This window comes from Sphingomonas sp. PP-CE-3A-406, from assembly GCF_003688625.1.
Lineage (GTDB): Bacteria > Pseudomonadota > Alphaproteobacteria > Sphingomonadales > Sphingomonadaceae > Sphingomonas.
The window spans coordinates 1,259,324-1,276,313 of sequence record NZ_RCWY01000001.1 but is presented as its reverse complement, the minus strand read 5'-3'; the positions used below and the strand labels follow the sequence as shown (position 1 = coordinate 1,276,313).

At 63.1% G+C, this 16,990-nt stretch carries 13 protein-coding genes; 7 read left to right on the top strand and 6 right to left on the bottom strand.

The window, feature by feature from the left end:
* Positions 1–120 precede the first annotated feature (120 nt).
* Positions 121–798, bottom strand: a complete 678-nt coding sequence (locus tag C8J44_RS05585) for a fumarylacetoacetate hydrolase family protein (RefSeq protein ID WP_121903600.1) — start codon at positions 796–798, stop codon at positions 121–123.
* Positions 799–918: 120 nt separating this feature from the next.
* On the opposite strand from C8J44_RS05585, the gene C8J44_RS05580 reads away from it, so the two are divergent.
* From C8J44_RS05580 to C8J44_RS05570, 3 genes are all read left to right on the top strand, one after another.
* The gene (locus C8J44_RS05580) at positions 919–2,013 is read left to right on the top strand and encodes a catalase family protein (RefSeq protein ID WP_121903599.1); all 1,095 of its coding nucleotides are present in this window, start codon (positions 919–921) and stop codon (positions 2,011–2,013) included.
* Between the two features lie 7 nt (positions 2,014–2,020).
* Positions 2,021–2,776, top strand: coding sequence for a metallophosphoesterase (locus C8J44_RS05575; RefSeq protein ID WP_121903598.1), 756 nt, complete (start codon positions 2,021–2,023; stop codon positions 2,774–2,776).
* A gap of 215 nt (positions 2,777–2,991) precedes the next feature.
* A complete protein-coding gene (locus C8J44_RS05570; protein WP_259466721.1) occupies positions 2,992–4,008 on the top strand; it encodes a VacJ family lipoprotein in 1,017 nt (338 codons plus the stop codon).
* A gap of 21 nt (positions 4,009–4,029) precedes the next feature.
* On the opposite strand, the gene C8J44_RS05565 is transcribed toward C8J44_RS05570, so the two are convergent.
* Positions 4,030–4,815 carry a hypothetical protein gene (locus tag C8J44_RS05565; RefSeq protein WP_121903597.1) on the bottom strand — a complete coding sequence of 262 codons (786 nt, stop codon included), beginning with the start codon at positions 4,813–4,815 and terminating at the stop codon, positions 4,030–4,032.
* Positions 4,816–5,106: 291 nt separating this feature from the next.
* Here C8J44_RS05565 and C8J44_RS05560 point away from each other — a divergent pair, with 291 nt between their 5' ends.
* On the top strand, positions 5,107–5,307 hold the full coding sequence (locus C8J44_RS05560) for a hypothetical protein (protein WP_147453137.1): 201 nt from the start codon (positions 5,107–5,109) through the stop codon (positions 5,305–5,307).
* 310 nt (positions 5,308–5,617) lie between these two features.
* Here the strand turns inward: C8J44_RS05560 and C8J44_RS05555 are convergent, their stop codons facing one another.
* A complete protein-coding gene (locus C8J44_RS05555; RefSeq protein ID WP_259466720.1) occupies positions 5,618–7,384 on the bottom strand; it encodes a methyl-accepting chemotaxis protein in 1,767 nt (588 codons plus the stop codon).
* A gap of 321 nt (positions 7,385–7,705) precedes the next feature.
* Entirely contained in the window at positions 7,706–8,410 is a 705-nt protein-coding gene (locus tag C8J44_RS18160; protein ID WP_220683081.1) for a hypothetical protein, read from the bottom strand.
* A gap of 1,012 nt (positions 8,411–9,422) precedes the next feature.
* On the opposite strand from C8J44_RS18160, the gene C8J44_RS05550 reads away from it, so the two are divergent.
* On the top strand, positions 9,423–9,704 hold the full coding sequence (locus tag C8J44_RS05550) for a hypothetical protein (RefSeq protein ID WP_220683080.1): 282 nt from the start codon (positions 9,423–9,425) through the stop codon (positions 9,702–9,704).
* A 473-nt stretch (positions 9,705–10,177) separates the two neighbouring features.
* Here C8J44_RS05550 and C8J44_RS05545 read toward each other — a convergent pair whose 3' ends face one another.
* Positions 10,178–10,381 carry a hypothetical protein gene (locus C8J44_RS05545; RefSeq protein ID WP_121903594.1) on the bottom strand — a complete coding sequence of 68 codons (204 nt, stop codon included), beginning with the start codon at positions 10,379–10,381 and terminating at the stop codon, positions 10,178–10,180.
* Between the two features lie 148 nt (positions 10,382–10,529).
* Between C8J44_RS05545 and C8J44_RS05540 the strand changes: the two genes are divergently transcribed.
* Both C8J44_RS05540 and C8J44_RS05535 read left to right on the top strand, forming a co-directional pair.
* Positions 10,530–11,555, top strand: coding sequence for a DUF4238 domain-containing protein (locus C8J44_RS05540; protein ID WP_183128701.1), 1,026 nt, complete (start codon positions 10,530–10,532; stop codon positions 11,553–11,555).
* Positions 11,552–12,256 carry a DUF4238 domain-containing protein gene (locus tag C8J44_RS05535; protein WP_121903592.1) on the top strand — a complete coding sequence of 235 codons (705 nt, stop codon included), beginning with the start codon at positions 11,552–11,554 and terminating at the stop codon, positions 12,254–12,256. The genes C8J44_RS05540 and C8J44_RS05535 overlap by 4 nt, the downstream gene beginning before the upstream one ends.
* Before the next feature lie 36 nt (positions 12,257–12,292).
* Here C8J44_RS05535 and C8J44_RS05530 read toward each other — a convergent pair whose 3' ends face one another.
* Positions 12,293–16,927 (bottom strand): NACHT domain-containing protein, encoded by a 4,635-nt coding sequence (locus C8J44_RS05530; protein ID WP_121903591.1) that lies wholly within the window; start codon positions 16,925–16,927, stop codon positions 12,293–12,295.
* Positions 16,928–16,990: the final 63 nt, after the last annotated feature.

The following is a 16,990-nucleotide window of genomic DNA, read 5'->3' as shown; positions in this document are numbered from 1 at the left end:
CGGGGTCCACCGTTCCGCAAACCAAATACTATTTATCGTGCGGCACCGTGGATGCCGGAACGAGCCCGGCATGACGGAAGTGGGTGGGATTTGCCGAACCGAACTTAATGGCGATCCCTCCTAGTCCTCGAACGCGATCTCCAGCGGCTCGAGCCCATCGATCGTCGCGCGGACGCGCTGGCCGCGCCGGATCGGGCCGACTCCGGCGGGCGTGCCGGTGAAAATCAGGTCTCCCGGTGCGAGTTCGACGAAGCTCGACAGGGCCGCGATCACCTCGGCCACGCTCCAGATCATCATCGACAGGTCACCCGATTGCCGCGTCTCGCCATCGACCGCCAGCGCGATCGCGCCGTGGGCGGCCGGCTGGCTAGGCGTCAGTGCGCCGACCGGGGCCGAGCGATCGAACCCCTTCGCCATGTCCCACGGACGCCCCGCCTTTTTCGCGACCGCCTGAAGATCACGCCGCGTCAGATCGATGCCGACGCCAGCGCCGAAGATCATCGCCGTCGCCTCCGTGGCCGCGACATCCTTCCCGCCGACGCCGATCGCAACGACCAGTTCCACCTCATGATGCAAATCCTCGGTCTGCGTTGGAAAGGGCAGCGTCGTGCCGCTCGCGACGACCGCATCCGCCGGCTTCGAGAAGAAGAACGGCTGTTGCCGGTCGGGATCGGATCCCATCTCGCGGGCATGATCGGCGTAGTTCTGCCCGACGCAGAAAATGCGCCGGACCGGGAAGCGGTCGGTGGTGCCGACGATCGCGACCGTTGGCGGGGTGACTTCGGGTATCTTCATCATAGGCTCCTTCGATGGCGCTGATCGGCGGTCGGCAGCCGGTTTGCAACGTCGTGATCGCAATCTCGCGGAACGTCTTTCGAGACCAGGGGGTTACGACGCGGTACGAAATGGAGTTACCCGATGCCCAGCAAGTCCCCCGTCCGCTACGATCCGTCCGTCGAGACGGTCGCCTCCGACGAGCAGGAGACGCTGGCCGTGCTGGAGGAGTCGTTTCGCGAGATTCTCGAGACGACCTCACAGGACTATGGCCATGCGGTCCGCGCGGTCCATGCCAAGGCGCACGGCATCGCCCGCGGGACGCTGGTCATCGCCGCCGATCTGCCCCCCGAACTGGCGCAAGGGATCTTCGCGACGCCCGGCGAGCACGAGGCGATCCTGCGCATCTCGACCAATGCCGGGGACATCCTCGACGACAGCATCAGCCTGCCGCGCGGTCTCGCGCTGAAGATCCTCGATGTCGCCGGCGCGCGGTTGCCGGGATCGGAAGACGCGACGACGCAGGACTTCATCATGGTCAACGGACCTGCGTTCGCCGCCGCGGATGCCAAGGCGTTTTCGAAGAACCTGAAACTGCTCTCGAAGACCACCGACAAGTTCGAAGGCGTGAAGAAGGCGATGTCCGCCACTTTCCGGGTCGTCGAAGCCGCGCTCGAAGCGGTTGGCGGCCAGTCGGCGACGCTGCAGACCTTAGGCGGCGCGAAACCCGTCCACCCGCTCGGCGAAACCTATTACTCGCAGACCCCGCTGCGCTACGGCGATTACATCGCGAAGATCGCGCTGTTTCCCGTCTCGCCAAGCCTGACGCGTCTCACCGGCGACATGGTCGACATCACCGCGCGCCCCGACGCATTGCGCGAGGTGGTCCGCGAGGAACTGATCGAACATGGTGGCGCGTGGGAGCTTCGCGTCCAGCTCAACACCGATCTCGAAGCGATGCCGATCGAGGATGCGTCGGTGGTGTGGGACGAAGCGGAGAGCCCGTTCGTCACCATAGCGACGCTCACGGTGGAGCCGCAAATCTCCTGGGAGCAGGGCGTGACCGACCGGACCGACGATGCGCTGGTCTACAGCATCTGGAACGGCGTCACCGCGCACCAGCCGCTCGGCGGGGTCAATCGCGCGCGCAAGGATACCTACGCGCTGTCGGCGAACTTCCGCGGCAAGTTCAACGGTTGCCCGGTGCATCAGCCCGCGTCGCTCGCCGAACTTGCGTGACCCTCGCATGCTGAAGCTGTTCCATGTCAGCGACGTGCATTTCGGCGCGGAGGATCCCGCGGCGATCGCCTGGTTCGGCCAGTGCGTCGCCGCGGAAAAGCCCGATGCGGTTATCATGACGGGCGATCTGACGATGCGTGCGACCAAGCGCGAGTTCGAACGCGGCGGCGATTGGCTGCGGTCGCTGGGCGTGCCGGTGACGCTCGAGGTCGGCAATCACGACATTCCCTATTATTGGGACCCGTTCCGGCGGATCTTCGCACCGTATCAGCGCTATGCCGCGGTCGAGCAGATGATCGAACGCCCATTGGAACTGCCCGGCGTGACGATCGTGCCGCTCAAGACGACTGCGCGCGCGCAGTGGCGGTGGAACTGGTCGAAGGGCAGGGTGGGGCAGGGTTCGTTGCGACGTGCGCTGGCATTGATCGCCGACGCGCCGAAGGGCAATCTTGTCTTTGTTGCCGCGCATCATCCGCTGATCGAAGGCGGGACGACGGGTACCGCCAAGACGCGCTATGGCGACGAGGCGCTGACCGCGCTTGCCGAGGCGGGGGCGCATGCCGTCTTGTCCGGCCACGTCCACGATCCCTTCGATATCCCCGTCGATCGCGAGGGCCGAACGGTCCGCATGATCGGTGCGGGCACCCTGTCGAAGCGGACGCGCGGCACGCCTCCGGCGTTCAACGAGATCCAGGTCGACGGCGGTGGTTTCGTGACGCTGTCGCGCACGCTGTCGACCGACGCGAAGCAACCGCTTCGTTAGACGCGCCGACCGCCACCGGACGGCGGCCCAAATTCCTGTCACTGTATTACCGCATATGACAGTCCGGCATCATTAGGTGCTTGCTATGCCGCGCTAATCGTCACAGCGGCTGTAACCGATCGGGTTGTGGTGGCGCCCCTGCTTCGGCGAGCGCACAGTGCGGCCGGCTACAAGGGTGATGAGTGCATATGTTGGCCTGGACGACCGCGTTGCTGATGGCTGCAACATCGATGCAGGCGAACGGCGAGTCGCTCGCCGCGCAACAGCCGGTCGAACCGCCGGTGCGCGTCGACGATCAAGCGGTGGCGCCGCTGATAACGTCGCTGTCGATTACTCCCACGCCCGCACCGGTCCCCGTGTCGCCGCAAACCGATCGACCGATCGTAGAGGCGACGACGCCTGCACCGCGGAAGGCCGGCAGCACCGGCGGGCCACAGCACGATATCGTCGTCGTCGGGCGGAAAGCGCTCGCGGGCGATCCGCTGCGATCGGTCAACGCGACCGCGTTCGACGCGACCGAGGCGGTCGACAAGGCGTTCGTCGGGCCGGTCGCGCGGCAGTACAAGAAGACCGTCCCGTCGCCGATCCGCCGCGGCATCCACAATTTCCTCTACAATCTGCGCGAGCCGATCGTGTTCGTGAACTTCCTGCTGCAGCTGAAGCCCGGCAAGGCCGTCGAGACCGTCGGTCGGTTCGCGATCAACTCGACGGTCGGTGCAGTCGGCGTGCTCGATATCGCCAAGCGCCGACCGTTCCGCCTGCCGCGCCGCTCGAACGGGTTCGCCAACACGCTGGGTTATTACGGCGTCAAGAACGGGCCGTTCCTGTTCCTGCCGCTGGTCGGCCCGACGACGCTGCGCGATCTGATCGGCGGCGGAGTCGATCGGCTGATGCTGCCGGTCGCGGTCGGCAAGCCGTTCACCAGCCCGACCTACACGATCCCGGCCGGTGTCCTCGGTGCGCTCGATCATCGCTCGGAGTTCGACGACACGCTGAAGGACCTGCACGACAACGCCGCCGATCCCTATGCGGCGTCGCGCGAATTCTACCTGCGCCGACGCCAGGCGGAGATCGATCATCTCCACGGCCGCAACGTCGACGCGATCCTCGGGCCGGGCGGGGTTACCGAACCGCCGCCGCGCGCGGCCATGCCGATCATCGAGCAGATGCCGACGGCGGAGCCTAGCGCGACCGTCGTGGAACCCGTGGTGGCAGAACCGGCGCGCCCCTGACGGTGCGAAGACTGCGGTCGCTTACGGCGCCGAGCCTGAGTTGAACTCGATGTCGATCTCGACCCAGCCGCCGAGGACCGGTTTTCCGTTGATCCGCGGCGGGCGGACGCGGAACTGCCACGCGGCCTGACGCATCGACCGGGCGAGACCCGACCCGACCGGCGACTCGCTCAGCGCGCGGCAATTCTCGACCTGATAGTTCGCGATCATCCGGCAGGCGATCTTCGCCCAGCTGTTGGGTGGCGGCGCGCTCTTCAGATAGCCGTTCAGCTCCGCATCGGTCGGCCGACGATACCATTCGACCTTCATCAAACGCTCCCCGCCAGGACCTTCGCCCGGACCGTATACCGACCCGCTGTCCTTGCCCTTGCCCGACCCGCTCCCACCGTCGCCGCCAGCAAGCTGGTCTTCAGGATGCGACGGCATCTTCGAGATATCCGCGGCGTCGAACATCTCCATCCCGCCGAGCATCTTGATCGGCAGCGGCGGCGGCGATTTGGGCGGCGCGGGGGGCGTCTGCGCGGCATCGGCGCGCGGCGCCGCACGTTGCGGAGAACCACCGCTCGCACGCTTCACCTTGGTCGGCGAAGGCGTCCGTTTGGCGGGGGTCGGCGCGGTCTGATCGGGTGCTAGCTGGAACGTCACGGGGTTGCGCGGTTCCACCGGCTTGGCGACCATCGACGGCGCCAGCCGCAGCAGTAACAGGATGATCAGGATATGCGCGACGATCGTCAAGCCGACCGCAACGCTCCGCCGCCGTGCCGACCCGCGCGTCTCGATCGACGAAGAATGGTACGCCGACCGCATCGGCTGTCCGCCTACCCGCGCAAGGTCCCGCCTGCAACCGCCACCCGCGGCATGACGAAGACTTCATCGAAGCAAAGCCGATCGTCGAGTGCATAGCTCTTCTCCCGCCGCAGACCATAAGCGGCGGGATGTTGTAGAGGCGGTTGCGCGCCTAAAGGCTTGCGCCGTCCTCGATTGGATCCGACGGTGCATGCCGATCGAGGACGCCCTGCCCGATGAGCAGCAAAGCGAGCAGATCTCGAACGCCTTCATCCTACTACTGCCGCCCACGGTGCGTGAGTGGGTGAGTGCGTGAGGCGCATGCTCCGTAAACCGAGCGAGCTCGTTCGCGCCGTCGCCGAGAAGCTCGCGCGTCAGAAGAAGCTGGACATCGCGACGGTCGACGACGTGATCGCCGAGGTCGAGACCCCCAAGCTGCGCGCCATCCTCGCCCGCGTCCGCGCCTTCGTTGATAGTGCAAATCTGCCGAGCGGTCAGACAGAGGCCCTGTAAGATCTAAATATAGAAGGAACGCCTATGGCGTGCGCAGTTTGAAGCTTCACCAAGCCCCCGAGGCCCCGAACCCAACGGGTTCAGCATCCAGCGACCGCGGGTGAGCGTGCCGGCTTGCGCCGTCCCGTGCATCCTGAGGAGGATGCGCGATTTCGGTGCCGTTCCAACCCGTTTACGTCGCGCCTCTTTGGTCTGTTGCGAAGTCGGATAGAGAAATATCGGAGGATACCCGATGGATGATTACCGTCGCAGGTTCCGAGCATGCGAACGCTATGTGGCATTGGCATCAGCGTGAGTCCGGCCGCGTGCCTTACCCCGCCATTTCGAGGTGCTGTTCTCGGGTAGTGCGCGCACGCGGGGCAGTTTCGGCGTTCGTGTTGAAACGCGCAGCCTGTTCCGCAAGCGCCAGCACCTCGCTCGATAGAGTCCGCGCAGCCGCGGAGGTTTGTTCCACCATAGCGGCGTTCTGCTGGGTAGAACGGTCCATCGTGCCGATGGCAGCGTTGATCTGCGACACAGCGGTGGATTGAGCTTGATTGTCATCGGCGATGCGTTTGAGCAGGCCATGCACTTCCACGACATCTGCAGAAATGTCGGCGAGTGCGCCGTCGACCCGCTGCACCATGCCGACTGCCGTGACGATACCGGCCTGCGTCGCGGTAAGCTGTTCACGGGCCCGGCCGGCCTCCTCCTCTGCCCGCATCGCCAGCGCTGAGACGAGATCTGCAACCACGGCGAAACCGCGGCCCGCGTCCCCGGCGCGGCCGGCTTCCACTGCGGCATTCATGGCGAGGACGCGGGTCTGGAAAGCGATCTTGTCGAGCCCTTCGATCACGTCGTCGATGTCCTTGGCGCTGTCCGACACACGGGTCATCGCCTGCACCGCTTCTCCGGCAACGGTGCGGCCATTGCCGACGCTGGCAATGGCGCCGTCGGCACGTTCCACGGTGCGAATTGCCGATGCGGCGGTTGCTCCGAGCCGGGTATCCATCTGCGCCACGGAGGCGGAGGTTTGTTCGAGACTGGCGGCGTTTGCTTCAGTGCGACGCGCCAGGTCTTCGGAAGCGTGCGCGATCTCGCCCGAACCGGTGCTGATCCTGGCCGCACTTTCGCTCACCGCCGCGATCAGAGTGCGCAAGCCCGCCAATGCGGCGTTGAAGTTGGTCTTGAGTGCAACATAGGATTGCGGGAAGTCGCCGCGAATCTCGGCGGTGAGGTCGCCGCGGTGGAGCGCCAGCAGGCCGCTGCTGAGCGCAGCCGTTACTTCCTGCTGTTCGGCTGCGGACCGGGCATCCTGCGCGGTGCGCGCGGCAGATACCGATCGGAACTGCTCCACAGCATCGGCGATACGGCCCAGTTCGTCGCGGCGGCCGCGGTGCGGCACGGTTGCCTGTTCCCCAACCGCGAGCCGCGCGGTTACATCCGACACTTCAACCAGTGGGCGGACCACCTTGCGGAGCAGCGTGTACGACGCCGTGACGATCAGCACGAGCAGCAGCGCTGCCAGACCGCAAAGCCAGATCAGCGCCGTCCGCAGCACCGTAGCAGCCTCGACTTCAAGCGCCGACTGATAAGCAGTGGCGGTCGTCACCAGCGCGTCCACTTGCTGGCGGTGCGCGGTATAATAGCCGGTCAGCGCTGCATAGCTGCGGTCGGCCGCAACTCGGTCGCCGCGTTGGATCGCGGGAAGATAGTTGCTTTCGAGTTCATGCCAGAAGGCGGCAGCGGGCGCGTGGGTGGCCTCGGTGACACCCCGTTTTAGCTCGGGCGCAAGGTTTGCACCGACCCAGTAATTGTGACGGGTCGTATAGTCCGCGTGGAGCTTTTGCAGGCGGGTTCGTACCTCCGCTATCCGTTGCGGCTGTTCACGCAGCAACATGACCTCCAGATAGGGCTCGATCACATATTCCGGCGGTGGAAGGACGTCAGCGATCAGATCGGCCGCCTGCTGCGACTTGACCTGCATGTCACCCCCCATGCGAATCGCATTAACCCTGGTTGCTGCCACCAGGGCCGCAACCAGCAACAAAGTTATCAACGCCGCCGTTCCGGCGCGTACCATGTTCGCGATCGACATATGCTTCGTAGGCCCGTTTCAGTAATATCCCTACAATCATAGGACGATCGAGTCAGGGAGCGGGCACTGTTGGCTATTTAAGTGCTTATTCGACGGGTTCAGCATCCAGCGACCGCGAGTGAGCGTGCCGGCTTGCGCCGTCCCGTGCATCCTGGGAGGAATGCGTGATTTCGCGCGAACAAAAAAATGCGCTTCGCTGCCCTTTGCTGGCAGCGGAGCTTTGAGAATTCGTTCTCAAAAAAAAGACATGAATGGCCTAGTCTAGTGATCAGCATTGACCATTGTTTAGTCGGTTGGATGTATCAACGCGTGAACACCGCGTTATTTTTTCGGTGTCGTAATTGTTGCACGTGACAAATTTCGAAGATTTGTGGGTGGCCGGACCGTTCTCTCAGGCGGCTTGATTTTAATCCTAGATCGCCAGTCCGTCGCTGCAAGGACGTGCGCCGCTGAGCTTTCAATGAGTGATTCCGATATTGCTTCGTCTGATAGAATTTCCTCACACTTTAGCTTGAAGCTTTCGTAAACAATGTCAGCTTTGTCTATGAATGATCGAACTGGGTTAGTCGCTGGAGTTTCGCCCGATTCGCCCGGAGTGTCGAGGCCGGCGTAAAAGTAAAGTTTGAATGATATAAGGCCTGGTCCAGTATCATTAATCCATCTTAGTACTTCTATCTCTTTTTTAATTGGGTCCCACTGAGTAAATCCAAAATTTACAACGGCATTGGGCATTCTGACTTCAATATCTCTAATATCCGCTGACGCGCCTAGCTTTATTCCGACATCATGCTTTCGATTAGAAAGAGATGCCATTTCTCTTATGATATTATCGCCACTATTTCCCGGGGGAATTGGGTCGAGGAATGAGAGAATCTTGATCAATTTCTGAAAAGGATCAGGCGCATTTTTAAGGTAAACATTTAGTTTATCAAGATTATCCGCCCAAGGGTACATCACTCTTTTTGTGGGGTAACCTGTTGTCTCGTAAGCGGCGTGAAGGACCTGGTCAAAAGAGCTGCGAGCCAATGTCAAAGCTTGGTTTATATGCCGTCGGAAATCAGACGGGATATCTTCTAACAACCTGACTTTTAGGATATTAGAGCCCGATGTAGGATCTTGTTCTACAAACTGCTCAGTATGGGCAGGATTTAGAAAAAAAACCGGATATTGCGGCCTCCGCCTCATCGATCGATTGACGAGCCCATCTGACGGAATCGAAGGCTGGCTCGAACAGATCATTTGATCTTGTCATGTTTATTTATGCCTAACTGACAACGCCGCAGTATTTCATTGCGTATATTGAGCGGTGAAAAACTGCAGGTCAACCTACGTCATTTAGAATCATTTCTATTTGTGCCGCTTAGCACCTGAACAGACCACATTACGATGCCGGCTAATTTTGGATTCAGCTCCGCCCAATTTTAGAACACACGTTTGCGCTGCGAACATGGTGTGGGCTAGGCGGGGGGCTTGCGCCTTTTTAGATGCGCAATTCAGCGCGATTTTAAAACACGCATGTCGGCCTTGCTGAAGCACCCCAGGTGCGGCAATCTGCATCCAACCCCTGCGCTCGAAACCGCCCCTTAGGGCTAGGTTTTTTCGGTCCTCTGCGGCACATCGCAAACTGCATCGAAAGCCACCTAAAAAGCTTGCGGGCGAGGCAGGGGTTCTTGCGCTGTATTTGGGGTAGACGGGCCGAAGGGGTACGTCGGGCCGCCCCCGCGGGTCGGGGAGGGCGGGACGATGATCAGGTTGCTCCGATGGCTCGAGCTGGTCGTCCCGACCGGCGTATGCGTCGCCGATCTGTTGAGCGGACTCTATGGGATCATCCGGCTGTTCCTCGCGTGAGGCGAGAACCTGATCGAACCGGCACCAGACCGTGTCATAAGTGGGCTTGCCGCGCGCACGACTCAGTTCGATCATGAGGTCGACGCTAAGCGGCATGCCCACGTCGCGACAGATCCCCGTCAGGTACGTCCGCGCATAGGTCTGGCGTGTATCGTTCTTCATGCTGTGCGTGATGGAACCGGAATCGTCGATGACGATCTGCCAGAATCCATCGAACACCTCGCGGCCTGCCGAATTGCTCGGCGCACGGCCTGCGCAAAGCCGCTGCGCGGCGCTTCGCCGAGGCCGGTTGCTCGAATCAAGAGATCAAGGCGCGGACGGTCATACGACCGACAGCGAGGTCGCGCGGTACACCGCAGCGGCCGATCAGCGCACGCTTTCAGACACTGCTGCAGACAAGCTTTTGGCTAACCTTGCGGAAAGGTTAGCCAAAGATTCTGTTAAGGCATTGAAATCAGGAGATGATAAATGAAGTTTGGTGCACCCGAGGTGAAAGCGGTGGGCACTCAGATCATTGGGAAATTTTGGTGCCGAGGACGGCGTGAGGCCTCTGTGCCCGCTAATCTCGACCGTTCGAGGGGTAATGGCGCGATTATAAAAAAGCCGTCCTCGTTGGTATTGCTCTAATTGGGGGGAAGGACTGACCTTGGGACATTTCTGCCGTTCACCGGCGACGCGGCGAACGCCGGGTCTTATCAAATGCCGACATTCAGCGATCGCACCCCTGTTCTCATGGGCCGACTGAGATTGGGCCGCAAGCCAACTGGCGGCTTCTGATCGACAACGTAAGAATGAAGACTCCACCGCGACCGCAACGCGAGGCATGGTGATGTTACTTGCAGACAGTTTTAAACGAAGTTCATCCAGCTGTTTTCTGACCATTGCCGCCGATGCCGAGCTTGTTATCAGTGTCTGTCGTCCTGAAGGCTTTCCAATCGCACCCGTCTAGCCGCAGCCAATGATCCGCGGTGCCCGATCTTCGGACTCTGGCATGTCTGCCTCCGCGACATCTTTCTCGACCACACCGCGCAAGGCCCAGCCGCGATCGAGCCAAGCCGAGGCAACCTGCGCGCGCAACAGCACGATGTCGTGTGGCGGATCGGCCGCCAGCCACGCGTTATAGTCGGCCTGAAATGAGGTCACCCGCATCGAGCCGGATCGCCCAGCGTGCCGCCCCGTTATAGATGGGCACGCTCGCGTTATCCGCAGCCACTACGTCACTCAATTTCAACCGAAATGATTGGTGCGGCCAAGATCAGCCTGGCAGCGCGGCAATGTTTTGGTTATGTTCCACTCGATGCCGAAACGTCACCACTACGTCCCGGTTACCTACCTGAAGAATTTCTGTGATGCCGCGGGGCAGCTGCAGGTCTTCCGCAAGGACGATCCTGCTCGGCCCTTCCGGCAGCGCCCGGAGTCGACCGGGTTCGAGCGCTATTATTATTCGCAGTTCGACGATGAGGGTATGCGCGACGACGATCGACTCGAGGCGATCTTCAGCGAGATCGAGACGAAGTGGCCGACAATCGTCATAGCCCTCGCCAACCGCGAGGCGATGTTTGAAGCCGCGCCGCATATCATCACCTTCCTCAGCCTCATGCGCGTGCGGGTGCCGGCGTTCCGCGATCTCGCCGAGCTGTACCTCGGCCACTCGGTGCACACACAGGCGCTGCTCATGCACGCCGCCGGGAAGCTGCCGCCGCTCCCCGAGGGCTTCCCGGACCTGATGGAGAAGATCCAGGTCACCATCGACCCGCAAAAATCGCTCGAGATAATGGCGCGCGCGCTCAACGACATGGGCAAGCTGTTCGCCACGCTCAGCTTCGATGTGCTGCACAACGCGTCCGATCACGCGTTCCTCACCAGCGACAATCCGGTGATCTATTATGACCCGCGCGTCCCGACGCCGGCGATGCGACCCTATAAGATTGCGCAGGACGCCGGCCGGATCGAGCTGCTGTTTCCGGTGACGACCCGGATGGTCCTGCGCGGTCGCAGCCGTCCGCGCCGGCCGGACATCGGCCACCGCACGATCACCGACCGCAAGGCGATTGCCAGGATCAATCGGCTGATCTGCCGCTTCGGCTACCACACGATCTTCGCGTCCGGTACGCGCGAAGCGTCGCTGATCGCGGGCACCGCTGAGCAGTCGCCGGTGGCCCAGCTCGACCGCGTGCCGTCGCCCGAAGGCGGCTATTATGCGTTCGGTCAGTTTATTTTCGGCCCGCGTCCCGACAAGCCGAAGTGGAACGGACCACGCGAGCGCGACCGGAAGTCGGCGGTGCGGGAAGCCCCTGCCGATGAACCGGAGGCGATGCCATGACGGTCTCGAAGCGGCACCATTATACGCCTCGCTATTATCTCAAGCGGTTCGAGACCGAGGCCGGCGCGCTGTGGCGGCTCGACAGCGAGACGGGGAAGATTACCAAGGGCAATAATGAGCGCTTCGGGTTCAAGAAGCGCTGGAACAGCTTGCGCAATCCACCGCCCGGCTATGCGCCGGACTGGGCGGAGAAGCAGATCGCGGTGATCGATGGTATGGCGTCGAAGGTCATCACGGAGATTCTCGAGGGTCAGTTCCCGGCCGATATCCGCAAGCTCGCCATGGCGATTTCGTTCATGCACCATAACCAGCCGCGATTGCGGCACGAGCTGGAGACGGTCCATCCCGACAAGGTCGGCCACTGGAGCGAGGATTATTGGCTTGTGGTCCGGCTGAAGACCGCAGTCGACAATTGGGATAGCTATGTTCCGCTCTATTATGCGCTCAACGTGATCCCGCCGGGCAGCGACCAACGATTCCTGACCTCCAGCAATCCGTTGATCGACTTCAACAACAAGCCGACGATGCTGCTGCCGCTGTCGAACCGCCATTGCCTGTTTCTGTCGAACGACCCCACGCACCGGAATTTCGGACCGGTGACTCGCACGCCGGACGCGGACGAGATCGCCGGCATCAATCGCATGACGATCAAGAACGCCTGGCAGTATCTCTATTCATCCACCGAAAGCTTCGCCGAATAGCGACGCCCAGCTCCGACCATTTCGCAGGACCGCACATCATTCCTCGCTCTGATCGAAGCCGTCGGGCGCGGGTTCGAGATAGACATCGCGTGGCTGGTCCTGGCCGAACAATTTGCCGTCGCGCTTTTTCTTCCACGCCTCGATGCGGCGTTCGATCGGCCGGTTGAGCGAATAACCGAACCGGTCGAGCAGCGGGCCTTCCCCATAGTCTCCGGTCCACAACACCATGCGGGCATCGGCGATCTTGGCGAGCAAGGTGCCATAGCGCCAGAAGTCGACGCGGTCGCCGGTCTCGGCGAGGCGCTGATACCAGATGCGTGACCAGCGGTTGCGATCATAGGCGAACCGCGCTGCCTCGGCGGCCCGCCCGACCATTCCGCCATGATTGTCGAACCGCGCGATCGTCGCGCCGGCGGTCTCGCTCTCATCGGCGAAGCCAAGGATCGTCAGCGCCCGAGCGGTGGCGACGGGATGGCCGGTCGCGATCTCGCGCGTCGCATAATCTTCCAGCCAGGATTGCCGCCCGGCATGGCAGGCGGCGAGCACTTCACTTGCCAGCGCGTGGTCACTCGAACAGCGCGCGAGCCGGTCGCGACGCAACGCCTTCATCGCGCGGGAATCCTCGCTGTGCCAGATATCCCAGGTCATCAGCGGGATCGAACCCGCCGAACGCGTGATGCGGACAAAGGCCTCGTGGCCAGCGCAACGGCGGAACAGCGCGACGGCGAGATCCGGGTCTGCGGTGGACAGCGCCCTGGCGATGCGAGAGGCGAGATTGGCGATGCGCGGCAACCGGCTGGTCGGGACATCGAGCAACTGCCTGGCAATGGCCTGAAGCGCGGCGAGGTCGGTTTCGGCGATCGCGCGCATCGCATTCGAGCCGATATCGCGCAGGATCAGCTCGGCACCGCTTTTGGTGAGCGTAGCCTCGAACGCCTGGAAGCGATCCCACCCGGCCTTCTGGCGCGCGGCGAACGCCTCGTCGCTTTCGTTGATCCGGGCGAAGCGCTGGTCATCCGGCAAATCGGCGTCGTCATCCTCGAGCGAGAAGCGGGCGACGGCGTCGGCATCGGCAGTGTCACTCAACGAAACGCGCGGTGGCCGGAACGGCATCACCGCTTCGAGCAAGCGCGCGGTGGCCTGACCGATCAGGCTGGCGAGCGGCGTACCGACGGCGGCGGCACCAAGCTTTTCCGCTGCCGCGCCATAGCGATCGGGGCTGACACGCGCGACGGCTTCGGCTCCGCTCAACAGGCCCCGCATCGCCGCGGCGATCATCATCGACGAGCCATGCCAGCGTTCGTAGAAATGCTCGCGCGGGTGATAGGTCGCGGCACTCCAGCCGCTCGCCACGAAGGCGGTGAGCTGTGCGTCGTCGGGATGCTCCGCCGATATCTGGAACGCGAGACCGCGCACCGATCCTTTGGGATGATCGGTCAACAACCGGATTTTCGCGAGTGTCTCCGGGCTGATCGGTGAGTCCGACCCGCGCACGAACGCCAGCGCCATCAGCAGCCGATGCTCCTCGCTCGAGGCAGTCCCGTGGTCAACCAGCCGATCGACCATGTCGGCGCTCGCCGGATGAAACACGCTGTCGAGCTGGATCAGCGGCGGTCCGTGTTCGGGCAGATCGATGAGCACCTGGACCTGGGCGTCGCCGTCGAGATGGGCGAAGGCGGTGACCAGAAGATATTGCGAAACGACCCAGTCCTTGGTGTCGGCGTCCCCGACCGGCTCCTTGGGATGGGACAGCGCGGCGGCACGCGCGGCCATTGCCTCGACTGTATCCGGTTCGATCAGCACGGTGGCACTGCCGAGCAACGGAATGCCGAGCGTCGCGATATTGCTCGGGCGCTCGAGCATGTCGCTGACCACGGCCCGGTTGATCGCGACGACGTTATCGGGTGCGAAGCGTGCGAGACCCGGTGCGGCGTCGCCTAGGAAGTGCTCATGCTCGCCGGTCCAGCGGTTCCTGACCAGGGCCTTGGGATCGAGCGCCCCTATGCGCTCGGCGGTGTCATCGATCGTGTCGGGTCGTTCGGAGGCTGGATCGCACGGATCGGTCGCACAATAGCGCTCGACCAGCCGCCAGCCCTGAAAATGCTCCCATTCGGGCATCAGCGCATTGGCGATGATCTCCGCACGGCTGCCATCGTCGGCATCGCCGGTGGCGCGCAGGATTGAGACCAGCGCCCATTGGCCGGTGCGCGAGGCATCGGCGGCGGTGAAGCAGGCGGCGGCCGCAAGCAGCGCCTCGCGCGTTTCGAACCAGTCGATCCGGTTATGCTGGACGACGAAGGCGAAGTCCTTCCACGGCACATGATAGCCACCGTTGATCGAGCGGGCGAACGCCCAGCACATCAGCCCGTCGGCGAAATCGAGCAGCGGCATGCCGGCCAGGATCGCGAAGATATCCTCGCTGAGCACGGTGCCATCGACGCTGTCGTCGCGGGTCATCCGCGCAAGGATCGCGCGCTCGCACGGCGTCAGGTCGGCAAGCCGGGTCGCAATCTTGGTTTCGGTCTCCGCCTTTGCATCGGCGCGCTTCGTGGCATCGCGTTCGCCCGGCATGAGGCCATGCGCAGCGTTGAGCGAATAGATGCGCAGCCATGCATCGAGCCGCGGCGCGATGATCGCCCAAGCTGCCCGGTCGGCGCGCGCACGGCGCAGCGCATCGAGCAGCCATTCCTTGTGCTGGACATGGGGCTCGCCGATGGCCAGCGCGAACAGCGCATCGAGCGCCGCCGCCGGAATGTTGCGGACAATGCCACAATAAGCGGGATAGCTGTCCTCATCGGCATTTTGTTGCATCGCGTGACGCGCCAGTAAGGCGGCACCGATTGCCGGACTGACCTCGGCGTCGACGCTGGCGATGAGCGCTGCGGCGAACAGGACATGGGTCACGAGGTCGAGCGCGGCGACCGGCTCGATGATTTCGGCGAGGCGCTCGGTGACTGACCGGGCATTGCGCTCGGCCTTCTGAAGCTCGCGGATCGTCGCGATGGCGAGCGCATAGACGAGGCCGTCCTCGGTCAGCTGGTAGAGAGCGGTATCGCCCTCGACTCCGACAAAGAAACGCTCCTCGACCACTGGCAAGAGGTCGCGCGGCAGATCGAAGCGCGGCGCGTCTGCGAAGTCATAATGGGCGAAGATCAGCCGGTCGTCGGTGACCTGACCCTCAATCCTTTCGCGGATCAGCCGGGCGTGATCGGCGAGCAGGGTCTTGAACTGCCAGGGCGTCTCGCCGTCGGCGGGGTCGCTGGCGTGGGTGCGGACATGGTCGAACAGCAACCGCTCGATGCTCAGCTCCTCGGCGGTGCCGATCTGCGCGGTGCCGAGAAGCTCGAGCGCGATACCGAGGATACGCGGATTCCGCAGTGATGACCGGACCCGCTTGGCGATTTGTGTGGGCGCGACCCCATGTGCGGCGAGCGCAGCATTGAGTTCGGCATCGGTAAAGTCACCAAGCGTGACCGTACGCCGCGGTACGGTGAAACGGTCGTCGATCCGCTTGAAATAGCGCGCCCGGCTTGTGATGATCACGCATCCACCGATCGTCGCGAGATAGCCGGCCAGGCGCGACAACCAGGGCGCCCAGTCGGTCCGCGCACGCTCGTTGAGCCCATCAATCACCAGGAGCACGCGCGGCGCGGTCGCGGGCCGCGCGCGCCATCGTGCAAGGCGCTGCATCCAGCGATCGAGGCTCGCGATGGTCTGCACACCGCCCGATTGTTCGATCAGCTGGCGTGCGATAAGCTCCTGAGGCGCACAGGACATTGCGGCGACCGCTTCGGCTGCCGTCAGAAAGATAAGGAACGGGGCATCCGGCAGAGCGAGCCAGGCTTGCGCGACGAGCCAGGATTTGCCGCACCCCTGGTCGCCGGTCACCGCGATGATCCCCGGGACCGGCGGCGCTGTCAGAACTGTATCGAGCTCGACACGTCGCGCTCGATCGATCGGCGCAAGAGCGTGGCTGGCCGCAGGCGCCAGCGGTTGTCCGAAACGATGTCGGGCCTCGTCTGCCCTCGCGAAGAGCCGCCCATAGGTAGCATGATTGGCGGCGCGGGCCGTTGCGAGACCGAGTAACGGATCGGCCAGCGCGTTGCTGAGGTCGGTGGCGCGCGCAGCAAAACCCGGCGCGACTGCCAGCGCCGTGAGCGCAGCCAGCAATGCGGCCCGGTCGACGCCAGCCTTACTGTTGCAGGCGATGAAATCGGCGCAGGTGTCTGGTACCATGGCGCACAGCAAGGCCAGCGGCGGCAGCGATGTGTTGGCCGGCCAGTCGAGCACCAGCAGGCTGGTCTCGACCTTGGCGAAGGCGGCGCGCAGGGTCGTGACAATCTGAGAGGACGCGCCGACGGTCGCGCCGAGGATCCAGAGATCGGGCGGATCGGCGCTGGCAAGCACCTCAGTGGCTTTGTTGTTGACCACTGATTTGGTGAGCTTCGACGTGTAGAGTTTGGCCTCGAACGCAATCGACTCCTCAGCCCCGTCACCGCGACCATCCTGGCCGTCCTGGCTTCCCGAAACGGCCAGCCGGAACGGCAAGTGCGTCACCGCGCCGAGCAGCGCCGCCATCAGGCCTTCGAAGCCATCGTCGCCGCTGTCCTTGAGCGTGAGGATCGCTGCCTTAATCTGCCCCGCAGGCGTCAGAACCTTTGATACCGGCATGATGGTTAGGCCTTGGCCGCAGCTTTGGGACGACGACGCAGGACCTTGGGAGACGTCGGTGCC